Genomic DNA, 16,013 nt, shown 5'->3' on the forward strand with positions numbered 1-16,013 from the left:
CGGGGACTTAGGCATCTGCGGCCCTCCGTCCGCGTGAGGTGAGCGCCAGGTACACGCCCGTCACGACGAGCAGGAACAGCAGCAGGAGTACGGACATCGCGGATCCGGTGCCGAAGTTCCAGGTGACGAAGGACGCCTGGTAGATGTGGACGGAGATGAGGTCGGCGGCCTCGGGGGCGGCCTTGCCGAACAGGACGTACGGCGTGTTGAAGTCGTTGAAGGTCCACAGGAAGAGGACGAGGACCAGAACCTGGTTGACCGGCCGCAGGGACGGCAGCGTGATGCGGCGGATCTGCTGCCACATGCCGGCGCCGTCCAACGCGGCTGCTTCGTACAGCTCGCCCGGGATGTTCTGCAACCCCGCCATGACGATGAGGAAGGCGAACGGCCAGCCCTTCCACACCGACACGGTCAGCAGGGCGTAGAAGCTGTTGTCGCCGATCAGCCAGAAGGACGGCTTGTCGGTGAGGTGCAGCTGGTCGTGCAGGACGTGGTTCACCAGGCCGTTGTCGTGCTGGAACATGAACACCCAGGTGATGACGGCCGCGTAGACCGGCAGCGCGTACGGCACCAGGAACAGGGCGCGCAGCAGACCGCGGCCGCGGAAGGTGTCCTGCATGTAGATCGCGGCCGTGGTGCCGATCAGCCAGCACAGGCCGACCGACAGCAGGGTGAAGGCGACGGTGACGAGGAAGGAGTGGAGGAGTGCCTCGCCGACGGGGGCGTCGAAGTCCACCGACACCTTGTAGTTGTCGAGGCCGGACCAGGGCGCGGTGCCCCAGTCGCGGATGTAGAACTGGGTGAGCTCCTTGAAGCTCATCACGATGCCGATCACCATCGGCACCAGGTGGACCAGGAGTTCGAGGAGCAGGGCGGGCAGCAGGAGCAGATACGGCAGTCCGATGCGGCGGATCCTCCCGGGGCGGCGGCGGGGCGCCTTCTCCGCCGTCCCGGGAGGGCTCTGCTGCACCGCGGCCTCCGCCGGTGCGGTCGTCGTCATCGTGCTCACTTCGCCGGCATCTGCTGCTGGGCCTTCTCCAGCGCGCTCTTGACGGAGTCGGTGGTGACCGCGCGTCCGGCGGCCGCGTCGGCGAACAGGTTCTTGACCGCCGTGCCGACCGCCGTCTCGAACTGCGACTCGTCCGCGACCTGCGGCAGCGCGGCGGCGCTCGTCGCCAGGGTCTGCTTCAGCACGGCGTTCGAAGCGGTGTTGAACGCGGCGTCCTCCTGGGCCGCCTTGACCGGCGGGATGGAGCTGTAGGCGGTGTTGAGGATCTTCTGCTCGGCGTCGCTCGTCATGAACTTCACGAACTTGGTGGCGCCGTCGAGGTTGTCGGTGTTCTTGAAGACGGCGAGGTTGATGCCCGCGACCATCGAGTTGATCTGGGCGCCGGTGCCGGGGGTGCCGGACTGCACGGGCACGGGCGCGATGCCGTACGAACTCTCGCTCATGCCCTGGGACTTGAGGTTGGCGGACGCGGACTGCCACAGCAGCATCGCCTGCTTGCCCTTGGCGAAGTCGCTGACCGACTGGTTCTGCGCGTACTCGGCGTCACCGGTCGGGATGACCTTGTCCTTGGCCATCAGGTCGACGTACTGCTTGACCGCGGCCACCACGTTGTCGTTGGTGAAGTCGGCCTTGCCGTCGGCGGTGAAGAAGTCGCCGCCGTGCTGCTTGGCGAAGACGAAGACGTGGTGGATGTTCTCCGAGAGGTTCGAACCCTCCGCGCCCAGCGGGGACTTGCCCTTCGCCTTGATCTTCTTGCCGTCGGCTATGAGTTCGGCCCAGGTGGCCGGCGGCTTGGTGATGCCGGCGTCGGCGAAGATCTCCTTGTTGTAGTAGAGGGCGTAGGCCATCGAGTACAGCGGTACGGCGGCCGGGTCCTTGCCCTCGGCGCCGGTCGAGCCGAGCGCCGAGTCGACGAAGCGGTCCTTGCCGCCGATCTTCGCGAAGTTCTTCGCGTCCCAGGGCAGCAGCGCACCCGTCGCCTGCAGGGACGCGCTCCAGGTGTTGCCGATGTTCAGGACGTCGGGGCCCTGGCCGGAGGTGGTCGCGGTGAGGATCCGGTTCAGCAGGTCGGACCAGGGCACGACCTCCAGATTCACCTTGATGCCGGTCTGCTTCTCGAACTTGTCGAGCTCCGGCTGCAGGACCTTCTTGTCGACGGCGATGCTGGCGCCCTGGTTGGAGGCCCAGTACGTGAGCGTCTTCGGCGAGTCGTTGGACCCGCCACCGTTCGACGAACCGCCCCCGCAGGCCGAGGCGGCAAGGGCGAGTGACATGGTGACGGCGCCTACGGCCGCGGCTCGGATGCTGCGCATGGCTCCCGGGTCCCTTCAGGGATTGCACTCATGGCTTAATTTAGGACGTGAGTTAAACCTCAAGAGATGGCCTCGTCAAGGGGTACGGCAACCCTTGTGGAACTCCGGTCGCGCCTCTTGACGCGAGCGTTCGAGCAGTTGAAGCATTCACCGGCGAGAGAGCGCTCCCAAACCCCACCAGGTTCACTTCCTGAACAGGAGAGCCGCCCCATGCCTGTGCCCGACATCGGCCGCAGAACCGTCCTCGCCGCCGCGGCCGCCGCTCCGGCGGCGCTCGCCCTGCCGGCCCGCGCGTCCGCCGCCCCCGCGCGGACCGGGAAGCCGCGCCTCCTCCCCGGAGGCGGCGACCTCGGTCCGAACGTCCTCGTCTTCGACCCGTCCACGCCCGGCATCCAGGCCCGGCTGGACGAGGTGTTCAAGCAGCAGGAGTCGGCCCAGTTCGGGACGGGCCGCTACGCCCTGCTCTTCAAGCCCGGCACCTACAACGGCCTCAACGCCCAACTCGGCTTCTACACCTCGGTCATGGGCCTCGGCCTCTCCCCCGACGACACGACCATCAACGGGGACGTGACGGTCGACGCGGGCTGGTTCAACGGCAACGCGACGCAGAACTTCTGGCGTTCGGCGGAGAACCTCGCCCTGGTCCCGGCGAACGGCACCAACCGCTGGGCGGTCGCGCAGGCCGCCCCGTTCCGCCGGATGCACGTCCGCGGCGGCCTCAACCTCTCGCCCACGGGCTACGGTTGGGCAAGCGGCGGCTACATCGCGGACAGCCGGATCGACGGCCAGGTCGGCCCGTACTCCCAGCAGCAGTGGTACACCCGTGACAGCGCGATCGGCAGCTGGCTCAACGGCGTCTGGAACATGGTGTTCTCGGGCGTCGAGGGCGCCCCCGCGCAGAGCTTCCCGAACCCGCCGTACACGACGCTCGCCACGACACCGGTCTCCCGCGAGAAGCCGTTCCTGTACGTCAGCGGCTCCGAGTTCCGCGTCTTCCTGCCGGAGAAGCGGACCAACGCCCGTGGGGTGACCTGGGGAAACGGCACCCCGCGCGGCACATCACTCCCCCTGTCGCAGTTCTACGTCGCCAAGCCGGGTGTCTCCGCGGCCACCCTCAACCAGGCGCTCACCCAGGGCCTCCACCTGCTGCTGACGCCGGGGATCTACCACCTCGACCGGCCGATCCAGGTGAACCGGGCCAACACCGTGGTCCTGGGCCTCGGTTACGCGACTCTCGTACCGGACAACGGAGTTACGGCCCTCCGCGTGGCCGACGTCGAGGGCGTGCGGCTGGCCGGCTTCCTGATCGACGCGGGTCCGGTCAACTCCCCCACCCTGCTGGAGGTCGGCCCGAGGGGCGCCTCCCGGGACCACTCCGCCAACCCCACCACCGTGCAGGACGTGTTCGTGCGGATCGGCGGCGCGGGCGCCGGAAAGGCCACCACCAGCATGGTGATCAACAGCCGGCACACCATCGTCGACCACACCTGGGTCTGGCGCGCCGACCACGGCACGGGCGTCGGCTGGGAGACCAACCGGGCCGACTACGGAGTCGTCGTGAACGGCGACGACGTGCTGTGCGCCGGGCTGTTCGTCGAGCACTTCAACAAGTACGACGTGCAGTGGTACGGGCAGCGAGGCCGCACGATCTTCTTCCAGAACGAGAAGGCGTACGACGCCCCGAACCAGGCCGCGATCCAGAACGGGTCGGTGAAGGGTTACGCCGCCTACAAGGTGGGCGACGGAGTAACCGCCCACGAGGGCTGGGGACTTGGCAGCTACTGCTACTACAACGTGGACCCGACGATCGTGCAGCACAGCGGTTTCGCGGCGCCCAACCGGCCGGGGGTGCGCTTCCACGACCTGCTGGTGGTGTCGCTGGGCGGCAACGGGCAGTACGAGCACGTCGTCAACGACACCGGGGCGCCGACGTCGGGAACCTCGACCACGCCGTCGACGGTGGTGTCGTATCCCTGACGCGGGCGGGACTCGCGGTGGCGTCGGCTGAGCCAGTCGCCGGCCTCGCCGGGATCACGCGGAGGTGGCCCCCACCCGGATGCGAGTGGGGGCCACCCCGGCCGCTAGGCCCGGGCCGCCGTGGCGGCCGGTGCCGGTGCGTGGCCGATCAGGCGGGCGGTGAACGTGCCCCGGCCCTGGCTCCGGCTGCGCAACCGGGTTGCGTAGCCGAAGAGTTCGGCCAGGGGCACGGTGGCCGTCACCACCGCCGTGCCGGCCCGCGTCGTCGAGCCCGAGACCCGGCCGCGGCGCGCGGCGAGGTCGCCGAGCACGCCGCCGACGAAGTCCTCGGGCACGGTGACCGTGACCTCGGCGACCGGTTCCAGCAGGACCATCGCGCAGGCCCGCAGGGCTTCCCGGAGGCCGAGCCTGCCCGCCGTACGGAAGGCGGTCTCCGAGGAGTCCTTCACGTGCGTCGCCCCGTCGGTCAGGGTGACGCGCAGCCCGGTCACCGGGTGTCCGCCGAGCGGGCCCTCGGCGAGGGCGTCCCGGCAACCGGCCTCGACCGCGCGGACGTACTCCTGCGGTACCCGCCCGCCGACGACCGCCGACCGGAACTCGAACCCGGCCTCCAGCGGCTCGACATCGAGGACGAGATGGGCGAACTGGCCCGCCCCGCCGTCCTGTTTGACGTACCGGAAGACAAGACCGGACACCCCACGCCCGACGGTCTCGCGGTAACTCACCCTCGGGCGGCCGACGTTGACCTCCAGCCCGTGTGCGAGCCGGAGCTTCTCCGCGGCCACCTCCAAGTGCAGTTCACCCATGCCGGACAGCACCGTCTGACCGGTCTCGGGGTCCGTCCGCACGACCAGCGAGGGGTCCTCCTCGGCCAGCCGTCCGAGCGCCGAGGCCAGCCGGTCGGCGTCGGTGGTGCGCCGCGCCTCGACGGCCACGGAGACCACCGGCTCGGTGACACCCGGGGGTTCGATGACGAGCGGATGCCCGGGAGCGCACAGCGTCGAGCCGGCGCGGGCCGACTTCAGCCCGACCACGGCGACGATGTCCCCGGCGACCGCGCGGTCCACGCGCGCGTGGCGGTCGGCCTGGACGCGCAGGATGCGCCCGATCCGCTCGGCGCGGCGCGTGCCCGCGTCCCACACGGTGTCTCCCTTCTCGATCGTGCCCGAATAGATGCGTACGTACGTCAGCCGTCCCGTCGGCGTGGCGTTCACCTTGAACGCCAGCGCGGCGAAGGGCGCCGCCGGGTCGGCCGCGCGCTCCTGCTCCGTACCGTCGTACGTGCCCCGTACGGCGGGCACGTCGAGCGGTGAGGGCAGGTAGGCGACGACGGCGTCGAGCAGCGGCTCGATGCCGCGGTTGCGGTAGGCGGAGCCGCAGAGCACCACCACGCCGTCGCCGCTGCGGGTCAGGTCCCGCAGGGCGCCGGCGAGGGTGTCGGCGGACAGCGACTCCCGGTCGACGAACTCCTCCAGCGCGGCCGGGTGGAGTTCGGCGACGGCTTCCTCCAGCAGCCGCCGACGCCTGCGCGCCTCGTCCAGCAGCTCGTCCGGCACGCGCGTGTGCTCGGCGGTGTCGCTGCCGTCGGCCCAGACGAGGGCACGCATGCGTACCAGGTCGACGACACCGGTGAAGCCGTCCTCCGCGCCGATCGGCAACTGCACGACGAGGGGCGCCGGATGCAGCCGTCGCCGGATGGAGTCGACCGCGGTGTCGAGGTCGGCGCCCGCGCGGTCCAGCTTGTTGACGAACGCGATCCTCGGCACGCCGTGCCGGTCGGCCTGCCGCCACACCGACTCGCTCTGCGGCTCCACGCCGCCCACCGCGTCGAACACCGCGACCGCCCCGTCCAGCACCCGCAGCGAACGCTCGACCTCGTCGGCGAAGTCGACGTGCCCGGGGGTGTCGATCAGGTTGATCCGGTGGCCGTCCCAGTCGCAGCTGACGGCCGCGGCGAAGATGGTGATGCCCCGGTCGCGCTCCTGCGGGTCGAAGTCGGTGACGGTGGTGCCGTCGTGGACCTCGCCGCGCCGGTGGATGGTGCCGGTGGCGTACAGGATCCGCTCGGTGACGGTGGTCTTGCCCGCGTCGACGTGGGCGAGGATGCCGAGGTTGCGGACGAGGGCGAGGGGGTTGGTGTTGGTGCGCACGGCCCGTTGGCCTTTCTGGTGATCTGTGGGATCGGGCAGCGCGATTTCCCGGGCGGGGCGGGCACGGCCGTGGCACGCCGGTGAGGGCGGCGGGTCGTGTCAGACGTGTGCCAGGGGCATCCGGTACCGGCCGCGCAGCGGGCACCGGACGGACGGGGACACGAGGATCACCTCGTACTGCGCGCAGGGGACGACGACTTCGGTGCGGTACCGCACGGCCGTCTCCCCTCGCCTGCCCGCGCGTCACGGTGACGCACGGTGCGTGGCGAGTGTAGGGAGCGGGGAGGGTCCGGTGCACCGGATTTTCGCGGCGGCGCGCGGCAGGTGAACTTTCCTGGAACGGACGGAACTTATCCGCCGCGCCACTAGTTTCTACGGTGCTGTAGATCTCATACGACACCGAACATCTGGAGTTCTCATGGCCCTGTGGGACCGCATCAAGGAATCCGCGACGACGATGCAGACCCAGCTCGTGGCGAAGAAGAACGATCTGAAGAGCGGCGCCTTCCGTGACGCCAGCATGGCGATGTGCGCCCTGGTCGCGGCTGCCGACGGCACCATCGATCCGGCCGAGCGGCAGCGCGTGGCCCAGCTGATCGCCACCAATGAGGTGCTGCAGAACTTCCCCGCCGACGACCTGCGCCGCCGCTTCGAGGAGAACCTGAACAAGCTCACCACGGACTTCGCGTTCGGCAAGGTCAGCGTGCTCCAGGAGATCGCCAAGGCGAAGAAGAAGCCCGCCGAGGCCCGTGCCGTCATCCAGATCGGCATCGTCATCGGCGGCGCCGACGGCGACTTCGACAAGACCGAGCAGGCCGTCGTACGGGAGGCCTGCTTCATCCTGGACCTGCCGCCGCACGAGTTCGACCTCTGACCGGCCCCCGGACGCCCGGTACGGGCCCCGGCGTCAACCGCTGAGTTCACGCCAGGACCCGTACGGGGTGGTTTACGGCCGCCGGAACGGGTGAGGCGGTCGTAATGTCCCAGCACCAGGCCACAGTGGCCACCGCCGAAACTCCCGTGCCAGTTCTACCGGAGCGCGGGGTTTCCCCGCCCCGCGCGCGGGCGAAGGAGCGGGACTCCTACTTCGACAACGCGAAGTACCTGGCGATCGTGCTGGTGGCCACAGGGCACGCCTGGGAGCCGCTGCGGGACGGCAGCCGTACCGTCTCCGCGCTGTACATGCTCGTCTACGCCTTCCACATGCCGGCGTTCATCGTGGTCTCCGGCTACTTCTCGCGCAGCTTCGACGCGAGCCCGGGCCGGATCAGGCGCCTGGTGACGGGGGTGGCCGTGCCGTACGTCGTGTTCGAGACGGCGTACACCCTCTTCACCCGCTGGACCGACCAGGAGCCGGACCGGCCCATCAGCCTGCTGGACCCGCTCTATCTGACCTGGTTCCTGGTCGCGCTGTTCGTCTGGCGGCTGACCACCCCGATCTGGCAGCGCGTGCGATGGCCGCTGCCGCTCGCCCTGGTGATCGCCGCGCTGGCGACCGTCTCGCCGTCCATCGGCAACGACCTCGACCTGCAGCGGGTCCTGCAGTTCCTGCCGTACTTCGTGCTCGGCCTGTGTCTGCGGCCGGAGCACTTCCGGCTGGTACGGCAATGGAGGGTGCGCCTGCTGGCGGTCCCGGTGTTCGCCGCCGCGCTCGCCGTGGCGTACTGGACGGTGCCGCGGATGACCGGCGCCTGGTTCTTCCACCGCGACAGCGCGGCGGAGCTGGGCGCGCCCACCTGGTACGGGCCGCTGATGACGCTGGCGTCCTTCGGCTGCTCCATGGTCCTGGTCGCCTGCTTCCTGGCCTGGGTGCCGGGGCGGCGGATGTGGTTCACGGCCCTCGGCGCGGGCACGCTCTACGGCTATCTGCTGCACGGGTTCGTCGCCCAGGGGTCCAAGTTCTGGGGCTGGTACTCGCCGGACTGGATCCACCGGCCGCTCGGGGAGCTCACCGTCACGGTGGCGGCCGCCGCGATCGTCACGGTGCTGTGCACACCGCCCGTCCGGCGGATCTTCCGCTTCGTGGTGGAGCCGACCATGGAGTGGGCGTTCCGACGTGACCCGCGGGGCGCGCCGGAACCGGCCCGTGAGCTGGGAACTCGGACCGGGTCACGGGCGTTGTCCTGATACCGACCGAGCAAGAGGAGCCACCCGTTGTCCGCCGGATCGACGGACCCCTCGGGGCACGGCACGCGGCGGGATGCCCCGACTCAAAGGTCCCGTCGATGAGTGCCGTGGAAGTGTGGCTGTGCTCGTACTGACGGCCGGCACCGGCTATTTCGTCGCCCAGGAGTTTCGCGTACGTCTCCGCCGCCCGCCTCGCCCGCGACGAGACGGGCGGGCTGACCGGCCGGGAACCCCGGGAACGCGAAAGACCCCTGCTCGGCAGGGGTCTTGCTGGTGTCCGAGGGGGGACTTGAACCCCCACGCCCGATAAAGGGCACTAGCACCTCAAGCTAGCGCGTCTGCCATTCCGCCACCCGGACCAGGTGTCTGCCGCCTGACCGGGGGTGTTCCCCGCGGCGACACGGACAACAATACCAAGGTTTCGGAGCGCCTTTCACCTGCATATCCGTCACCCGAGGTGTCCGTTCCGCTACGGCTTGCCGTCGGCGAGCAGGGCCTGAAGTGCCCGTACGAGCCCCTCCGCCTGCCCCTCCTCCAGCGGCGCGAGAAAGCGCCGCTCGGCGGCCCGCCGCGCCCGCTCCCCCTCGCGCAGACACTCCTGGCCCGCGGGGGTCAGCTCGACGATGTTCTTACGGCGGTCCCGCGGGCTGCGTCGCCGGGTCACCAGGCCTTGGCCCTCCAGGCCGTCGACGAGCGACACCATCGTGGTCCGGTCCACGCCGAGCCGGGCGGCCGCCTCGGCCTGCGACAAGGGTTCCTCGCCGGACAGCACCACCAGCACGGCCAGTTCATGACCGTCTATCCCGTACGGCGCGAGCGCCTCCGCGGACGCCCGGGCCAGCTGGGCCTGCGCGTGCTTGAGGAGGTAGCCGAGCCGGGCTTCGAGGGGCGCGGGTCTCACGTCTGCTGCCATGCCCAGACTGTAACCCTACCTGATCGTCAGCAGCCATGATGATTCGCTACGCTGACGAACATGACGATGACGACTGTGCGCTTCGGCATCAAGACCACCCCGATGCATGTGCCGTACGAGGACATCCGCCGCGTCTGGCTGGAGGCGGACGCCGTGCCGGAGATCGAGGACGCCTGGCTGTGGGACCACCTGCTGCCGGTCGCGGGCCCGAAGGACGGACAGATACACGAGGGCTGGACCCTGCTCAGCGCGCTCGCCGCGCAGACGGAGCGGCTGCGGCTGGGCCTGCTGGTGACGAGCAACCGGATCCGCCCGCCGGCTCTGCTGGGCAAGATGGCGTCCACGGTGGACGTGATCTCGGGCGGGCGGCTCGTACTGGGGCTCGGCGTGGGCGGCACGCACCAGCCGCCGGGCGCGGGCGGGATCGCCGGGGCCAATCCGGCGATCGAGGAGTACGAGGCGTACGGGCTGACGCTGGTGCCGCCGGCCGAGGGCATCGCGCGGCTGGCGGAGACGGTGGAGATCCTGAAGCTGATGTGGACACGGGACGTCTTCGACTTCGACGGCCGGCACTACCGGCTGAGGGGCACGCGGAACGAGCCCAAGCCGGTGCAGTGCCCCGGTCCCCCGCTGCTGATCGGCGGCTGGGGCACCCGGCTGCTGCGGCTGGTCGCCGAGCACGCCGACGTGTGGAACGTCCCCGGACCGCCGCACAACAGCGTCGAGTTCGTCGCCGAGCGGGCACGCGTGCTGGACGCGCACTGCGCCGAACTGGGCCGCGATCCGCGCGAGATCACACGGTCCGTACAGGTCCTCGTGTCGTACGACGACCCGGCGGCGACGCGCGCGACGGTGGCCGCACTGGTCGACGCCGGCGTGAACCACGTCGTACTGAGCCTGCCCCGCCCCTATCCGCGGGGCGTGGCACGGTGGTTGGCCGACGAGGTGATCGCCGGGTGGCGCCCCCGGGACGCGGACACGGGGGACGCCACCCGGCCGTCGATCACGGCATGAGCCGAGCAGCAGCTCAGGTCACGGCATGAGGTGGTAGTCCGGGAAGTTCCCCGGCAGCCGTTCCCCTGTAGGGCCCTGTGTCACGGCGCGCACCAGTAGCTCGCCGCCGACGAACGCGCCGCGCCAGGACGCGCCGAAGCCGCCGAACAGCTCGTCGCGGTCGCCGCGGGAGCGGGGCTTGCCGTGGCCGACCTTGAACGCCCGGATCTGCGGGGCCAGTCGGTCGAAGGTGGCCCGGTCGTCCGTGGACAGGGTGGCCACCAGCGCGCCGTTCGAGGCGTTCATCGCGGCCAGCAGCTCCGCCTCCGTGTCGACCAGGACGATGGTGTCGACCGGGCCGAAGGGCTCCGCGTGGTGCAGCGGGGAGGACGGCGGCGGGTTGAGGAGCGTGACCGGCTGGACGTATGCCGAGGTGTCCTGGCCGGGGAGGAAGCGGGCTTCGGTCTCGCTGCCGCGGTGCAGCGGGACGGCGCCGCGGTCGACGGCCTCGGCGACCTGGTCGTGCAGCTCCTTGGCCTTGGCGGCGTTGACGACCGGTCCGAAGTCCAGTACGGGATACGGGTCTTGGGGCTGCTCGACGGCGAGCGGGTGGCCGACCCTGAGCGTGCGCACCGCCGGGAGGTACGCCGCCAGGAACTCGTCGAACAGCTGCCGCTGGACGACGAAGCGCGGGTACGCCGTGCAGCGCTGCTTGCCGTAGTCGAAGAGCTTGGGGATCACCGCCGTCAGCGCGTCCCAGTCCGAGTGGTTCCAGATGCCCCAGGTGTTGAGTCCCTCCTGTTCGAGTACGTGTCGTTTGCCAAGGTCGGCGACTGCGGTGGCCACCGCGGCGCCGGTGTCGCGGCCGCCGACGAAGGAGACGCAGCCGATCTCGGGCGCCCGCACCAGCGCCTCCGACAGCTCGCCCCCGCTGCCGCTGACGAGGGTGGCGGGAATCCCCTCGCGGGCGGCCAGCGCACAGGCCAGGGTCAGACATGCGAGCCCGCCGTCGGTCGGGGTCTTGGCGATGACCGCGTTGCCTGCCAGTGCCTGTACCAGCATTGCGTGAACGAGCACGCTCATCGGATAGTTCCAGCTCGCGATGTTGGAGACCGGCCCGTCCAGCGGGGCCCGGCCGTCGAGCATGGGGTCGATTCCGTCGACGTACCAGCGCACTCCGTCGATGGCCCGGTCGACGTCGGCCTGCGCGAGCCGCCAGGGTTTGCCGATCTCCCAGACGAGGAGCAGGGCGAGCAGTTCGCGGTGTTCGGTGAGCGCGTCGAGGGTGGCCGCGACGCGGGCCCGGCGCTCGTCGAGGGGGACGTGCCGCCAGGCACGGTGCTGGTCGAGCGAGGCACGGACGGCCTGGTGGGCGGTGTCCCGGTCCAGTCGGGGCGGGCCGGCGATGGGGCTGCCGTCGACGGGGCTGGTGGCGGGCAGCGCCCGGCCGTCCGTCCGCCAGGCGGCGCCCCAGAGGTTGCGGACGCGGTCGTCCTGGAAGGCCTCGGGGGCGACGGCGAGGCAGCGCTGCCAGGCGTCGGACCAGGACGTGCCTGATTTCAGGGTGAGGGTAGGGGTCTTGCCGGGGTTGAGGTCGGTTGCCATCGGGTTGCTCCGCTCTCGGTGCACAGTCGGGGGCGGGGGTTGCATGGCTCACATCAACTATGAGTGCCGCCACGCCCGGCTTCGAGACGGGCGAGCACGAGTTTCGCCGTCTCCGTCGGTGTGGATCCCACCCTCACTCCGACCGCCTCGAGCGCTTCCTTCTTCGCCTGCGCGGTGCCGGAGGAACCGGACACGATCGCGCCCGCGTGCCCCATCGTCTTTCCCTCGGGGGCGGTGAAACCGGCGATATAGCCGACCACGGGCTTGGTGACGTGCTCGCGGACGTAGGCGGCCGCGCGTTCCTCCGCGTCGCCGCCGATCTCCCCGATGAGGACGATCAGTTCGGTGTCGGGGTCGTCCTGGAAGGCGGCGAGGCAGTCGATGTGCGTGGTGCCGACGACGGGGTCGCCGCCGATCCCCACGCAGGTCGAGAAGCCGATGTCGCGGAGTTCGTACATGAGCTGGTAGGTGAGCGTGCCGGACTTGGACACCAGGCCGATGCGGCCCGGCTTGGTGATGTCGGCGGGGATGATGCCCGCGTTGGACTGGCCGGGGGTGATCAGGCCCGGGCAGTTGGGCCCGATGATCCGGGTGCCCTTCGACTTGGCGTAGGCGTGGAAGGCGACGGAGTCGTGGACGGGGATGCCCTCGGTGATGACGACCGCGAGCCCGATACCGGCGTCGGCGGCCTCGATGACGGCCGCTTTCGCGAAGGCGGGCGGCACGAACACGACCGTGACGTCCGCGCCGGTCGCGTGGATGCCCTCGGCGACCGAGCCGAAGACGGGGACGGCACGGTCGTCGAAGTCGACGGTCTGTCCGGCCTTGCGCGGGTTGACGCCGCCGACGACGTTCGTGCCGGCCGCGAGCATGCGCCGGGTGTGCTTCATGCCCTCGCCGCCGGTCATGCCCTGGACGAGGACCTTGCTCTCCTTGGTGAGGTAGATGGCCATGTCGGGCTCCTTCAGCCGGCGGTGGCGAGTTGGGCGGCACGGCGGGCGGCGCCGTCCATGGTGGTGGCCTGCTGGACCAGTGGGTGCGCGCGGCCGTCGAGGATGGCGCGGCCGCGGGCCGCGTTGTTGCCGTCGAGGCGTACCACCAGCGGCTTGGTCAACTGCACGGAGTCCAGGGCCTGCACGATGCCGTCGGCGACCGCGTCGCAGGCGGTGATGCCGCCGAAGACGTTGACGAAGACCGACTTCACCGCCGGGTCGGACAGGATGACGGACAGGCCGTCCGCCATGATCTGGGCGGAGGCGCCGCCGCCGATGTCGAGGAAGTTGGCGGGCCGGGCGCCGCAGCCCGCGACCACGTCCAGGGTCGACATGACGAGCCCCGCGCCGTTGCCGATGACGCCGACCTCGCCGTCGAGCTTGACGTAGTTGAGGCCCTTCGCGGCGGCCGCCGCCTCCAGCGCGTCGTCGTGCTCCACGTCGTCGGCGCCCCAACGCGCCTGCCGGAAGCGGGCGTTGTCGTCGAGGGTGACCTTGCCGTCGAGGGCGAGGATCTGGCCCTGTCGCGTGCGCACGAGTGGGTTCACCTCGACGAGTACGGCGTCCTCGCGGACCAGCACCTCCCACAGCCGTACGAGAACGTCGACGGTCTGCGCGGGCAGTCCGGCCGCCTCGGCGATCTCGCCCGCCTTCGCCGAGGTGACACCCTCGGCCGGGTCGATGTGGATGCGGGCGACGGCCTCGGGCCGGGTGGCCGCGACCTCCTCGATCTCCATGCCGCCCTCGGCGGAGGCGATCGCGAGGAAGGTGCCCGCCGCGCGGTCGAGCACATAGGAGACGTAGAACTCGGTCTCGATGTCCACGGGTTGGGCCAGCATCACCTTGCCGACCGTGTGCCCCTTGATGTCCATGCCCAGGATCTGGCGCGCGGTGAGCTCCGCGGCGGCCGGGTCGGCGGCGAGTTTCACCCCGCCCGCCTTGCCTCGCCCACCCGTCTTGACCTGAGCTTTCACTACTACGCGCCCACCGAGTGCGCGGGCGATCTCACGGGCCTTCTTGGGAGAATCGGTCACCTCGGCCCTCGGCACCAAAATGCCGTGTTCCTCGAAGAGTTCCCTTGCCTGGTGCTCGTACAGGTCCATTCCGGCTCCTGACTTAAAAGTGCCGCACGCCCCCTGGACACCACCCACCGGATGCGGGATAACAAGCTTCATACAGTATTCGTCGACTGTATGCAATGTACCGCGAGAGCGTTCCAACCCCCTACGAAGGGACAGGACTTCGCCATGCCCGACGACACCCAGGACGTGATTTCCGGTGGTCATCTCGTTGCCAAGGCGCTCAAGGCAGAGGGAGTCGACCGCATCTACACGTTGTGCGGCGGCCACATCATCGACATCTACGACGGCTGCGTCGACGAGGGCATAGAGGTCGTCGACGTCCGCCACGAGCAGGTCGCCGCCCACGCCGCCGACGGCTACGCGCGCCTCACCGGCAAGCCCGGCTGCGCGGTCGTCACCGCCGGTCCGGGTACGACCGACGCCGTCACCGGTGTCGCCAACGCCTTCCGCGCGGAGTCCCCGATGCTGCTGATCGGCGGCCAGGGGGCGCTCACCCAGCACAAGATGGGGTCCCTGCAGGACCTGCCGCACGTCGACATGATGACGCCGATCACCAAGTTCGCGGCGGCCGTGCCGGACACGGCCCGCGCCGCCGACATGGTGTCCATGGCGTTCCGCGAGTGCTACCACGGCGCGCCAGGGCCCTCCTTCCTGGAGATCCCGCGCGATGTGCTGGACGCCAAGGTGCCGGTGAGCAAGGCGCGCGTGCCGAAGCAGGGCGCCTACCGCGCCTCGACCCGCTCGGCCGGCGACCCCGAGGCGATCGAGAAGCTCGCCGACCTGCTCGTCCACGCCGAGAAGCCGGCCATCCTGCTCGGCAGCCAGGTGTGGACGACCCGCGGCACCGAGGCCGCGATCGAGCTCGTACGGACCCTCAACATCCCGGCGTACATGAACGGCGCGGGGCGCGGCACGCTCCCGCCCGGCGATCCGCACCACTTCCAGCTGTCGCGCCGCTACGCCTTCTCCAACGCCGACGTCATCGTCATCGTCGGCACGCCCTTCGACTTCCGCATGGGCTACGGCAAGCGCCTCTCGCCGGACGCGACCGTCGTGCAGATCGACCTCGACTACCGGACCGTCGGCAAGAACCGCGACATCGACCTCGGGATCGTCGGTGACGCGGGCCTGGTGCTGAAGTCGGTGACCGACGCGGCCTCCGGGCGCATCAACGGCGGCGCCGCCAAGCGCAAGGAGTGGCTCGACGAGCTGCGCGCGGCCGAGCAGACCGCCATCGAGAAGCGACTGCCGAGCCTGAAGTCGGACGCCTCACCGATCCACCCGTACCGTCTGGTCAGCGAGATCAACGACTTCCTGACCGAGGACTCGATCTACATCGGCGACGGCGGCGACATCGTCACCTTCTCCGGGCAGGTCGTCCAGCCCAAGTCGCCCGGGCACTGGATGGACCCGGGCCCGCTCGGCACCCTCGGCGTCGGCGTCCCCTTCGTGCTCGCCGCCAAGCAGGCGCGGCCCGACAAGGAGGTCGTCGCCCTCTTCGGCGACGGCGCCTTCTCCCTCACCGGCTGGGACTTCGAGACCCTCGTCCGCTACGACCTCCCGTTCGTCGGCATCGTCGGCAACAACTCCTCGATGAACCAGATCCGTTACGGCCAGGCCCAGAAGTACGGCCTGGAGCGCGAGCGGGTCGGCAACACCCTCGGCGACGTCCACTACGACAAGTTCGCGCAGATGCTGGGCGGTTACGGCGAGGAGGTCCGCGACCCCGCCGACATCGGCCCCGCCCTGCGCCGCGCCCGTGAGTCGGGCAAGCCGTCGCTGATCAACGTCTGGGTCGACCCGGACGCGTACGCCCCCGGAACCATGAACCAGACCATGTACAAGTGAGGTG

12 protein-coding genes and 1 tRNA gene are annotated in these 16,013 nt (G+C 70.2%); 5 read left to right on the plus strand and 8 right to left on the minus strand.

Annotated elements, in window-relative coordinates:
* Positions 1 to 7 precede the first annotated feature (7 nt).
* Complete coding sequence (locus tag ABZ848_RS25365; RefSeq protein WP_360835465.1) at positions 8 to 1,000, minus strand: sugar ABC transporter permease; 993 nt, start codon at positions 998 to 1,000, stop codon at positions 8 to 10.
* A 5-nt stretch (positions 1,001 to 1,005) separates the two neighbouring features.
* Positions 1,006 to 2,322 (minus strand): sugar ABC transporter substrate-binding protein, encoded by a 1,317-nt coding sequence (locus ABZ848_RS25370; protein ID WP_360835467.1) that lies wholly within the window; start codon positions 2,320 to 2,322, stop codon positions 1,006 to 1,008.
* A gap of 210 nt (positions 2,323 to 2,532) precedes the next feature.
* On the opposite strand from ABZ848_RS25370, the gene ABZ848_RS25375 reads away from it, so the two are divergent.
* Positions 2,533 to 4,299, plus strand: a complete 1,767-nt coding sequence (locus ABZ848_RS25375) for a coagulation factor 5/8 type domain-containing protein (RefSeq protein ID WP_360835469.1) — start codon at positions 2,533 to 2,535, stop codon at positions 4,297 to 4,299.
* 104 nt (positions 4,300 to 4,403) lie between these two features.
* Here ABZ848_RS25375 and fusA read toward each other — a convergent pair whose 3' ends face one another.
* On the minus strand, positions 4,404 to 6,449 hold the full coding sequence (gene fusA / locus ABZ848_RS25380) for an elongation factor G (protein ID WP_360835471.1): 2,046 nt from the start codon (positions 6,447 to 6,449) through the stop codon (positions 4,404 to 4,406).
* Between the two features lie 418 nt (positions 6,450 to 6,867).
* Here fusA and ABZ848_RS25385 point away from each other — a divergent pair, with 418 nt between their 5' ends.
* Together ABZ848_RS25385 and ABZ848_RS25390 are read left to right on the plus strand one after the other, a co-directional pair.
* Complete coding sequence (locus tag ABZ848_RS25385; RefSeq protein ID WP_360835473.1) at positions 6,868 to 7,323, plus strand: TerB family tellurite resistance protein; 456 nt, start codon at positions 6,868 to 6,870, stop codon at positions 7,321 to 7,323.
* Between the two features lie 104 nt (positions 7,324 to 7,427).
* Positions 7,428 to 8,576, plus strand: coding sequence for an acyltransferase family protein (locus ABZ848_RS25390; RefSeq protein ID WP_360835475.1), 1,149 nt, complete (start codon positions 7,428 to 7,430; stop codon positions 8,574 to 8,576).
* A gap of 271 nt (positions 8,577 to 8,847) precedes the next feature.
* Here ABZ848_RS25390 and ABZ848_RS25395 read toward each other — a convergent pair.
* Positions 8,848 to 8,935 (minus strand) — tRNA-Leu (locus tag ABZ848_RS25395).
* 110 nt (positions 8,936 to 9,045) lie between these two features.
* Positions 9,046 to 9,489 (minus strand): MarR family winged helix-turn-helix transcriptional regulator, encoded by a 444-nt coding sequence (locus ABZ848_RS25400; protein ID WP_360835477.1) that lies wholly within the window; start codon positions 9,487 to 9,489, stop codon positions 9,046 to 9,048.
* 60 nt (positions 9,490 to 9,549) lie between these two features.
* Here ABZ848_RS25400 and ABZ848_RS25405 point away from each other — a divergent pair, with 60 nt between their 5' ends.
* Positions 9,550 to 10,503 (plus strand): LLM class flavin-dependent oxidoreductase, encoded by a 954-nt coding sequence (locus ABZ848_RS25405; RefSeq protein WP_360835479.1) that lies wholly within the window; start codon positions 9,550 to 9,552, stop codon positions 10,501 to 10,503.
* Positions 10,504 to 10,521: 18 nt separating this feature from the next.
* On the opposite strand, the gene ABZ848_RS25410 is transcribed toward ABZ848_RS25405, so the two are convergent.
* Genes ABZ848_RS25410 through sucC form a run of 3 tightly spaced genes read right to left on the minus strand, consistent with a single transcriptional unit; the run spans position 10,522 to position 14,182 of the window.
* A complete protein-coding gene (locus ABZ848_RS25410; protein ID WP_360835481.1) occupies positions 10,522 to 12,087 on the minus strand; it encodes an aldehyde dehydrogenase family protein in 1,566 nt (521 codons plus the stop codon).
* Between the two features lie 53 nt (positions 12,088 to 12,140).
* The gene (sucD, locus tag ABZ848_RS25415; RefSeq protein ID WP_360835483.1) at positions 12,141 to 13,040 is read right to left on the minus strand and encodes a succinate--CoA ligase subunit alpha; all 900 of its coding nucleotides are present in this window, start codon (positions 13,038 to 13,040) and stop codon (positions 12,141 to 12,143) included.
* Between the two features lie 11 nt (positions 13,041 to 13,051).
* Positions 13,052 to 14,182 carry an ADP-forming succinate--CoA ligase subunit beta gene (gene sucC / locus ABZ848_RS25420; RefSeq protein ID WP_360835485.1) on the minus strand — a complete coding sequence of 377 codons (1,131 nt, stop codon included), beginning with the start codon at positions 14,180 to 14,182 and terminating at the stop codon, positions 13,052 to 13,054.
* Positions 14,183 to 14,326: 144 nt separating this feature from the next.
* On the opposite strand from sucC, the gene ABZ848_RS25425 reads away from it, so the two are divergent.
* A complete protein-coding gene (locus tag ABZ848_RS25425; RefSeq protein ID WP_360835487.1) occupies positions 14,327 to 16,009 on the plus strand; it encodes a thiamine pyrophosphate-binding protein in 1,683 nt (560 codons plus the stop codon).
* The last annotated feature ends 4 nt before the right edge of the window (positions 16,010 to 16,013 follow it).

The sequence above is a fragment of the Streptomyces sp. NPDC047081 genome (genome assembly GCF_040643775.1).
Taxonomy (GTDB): Bacteria; Actinomycetota; Actinomycetes; order Streptomycetales; family Streptomycetaceae; genus Streptomyces.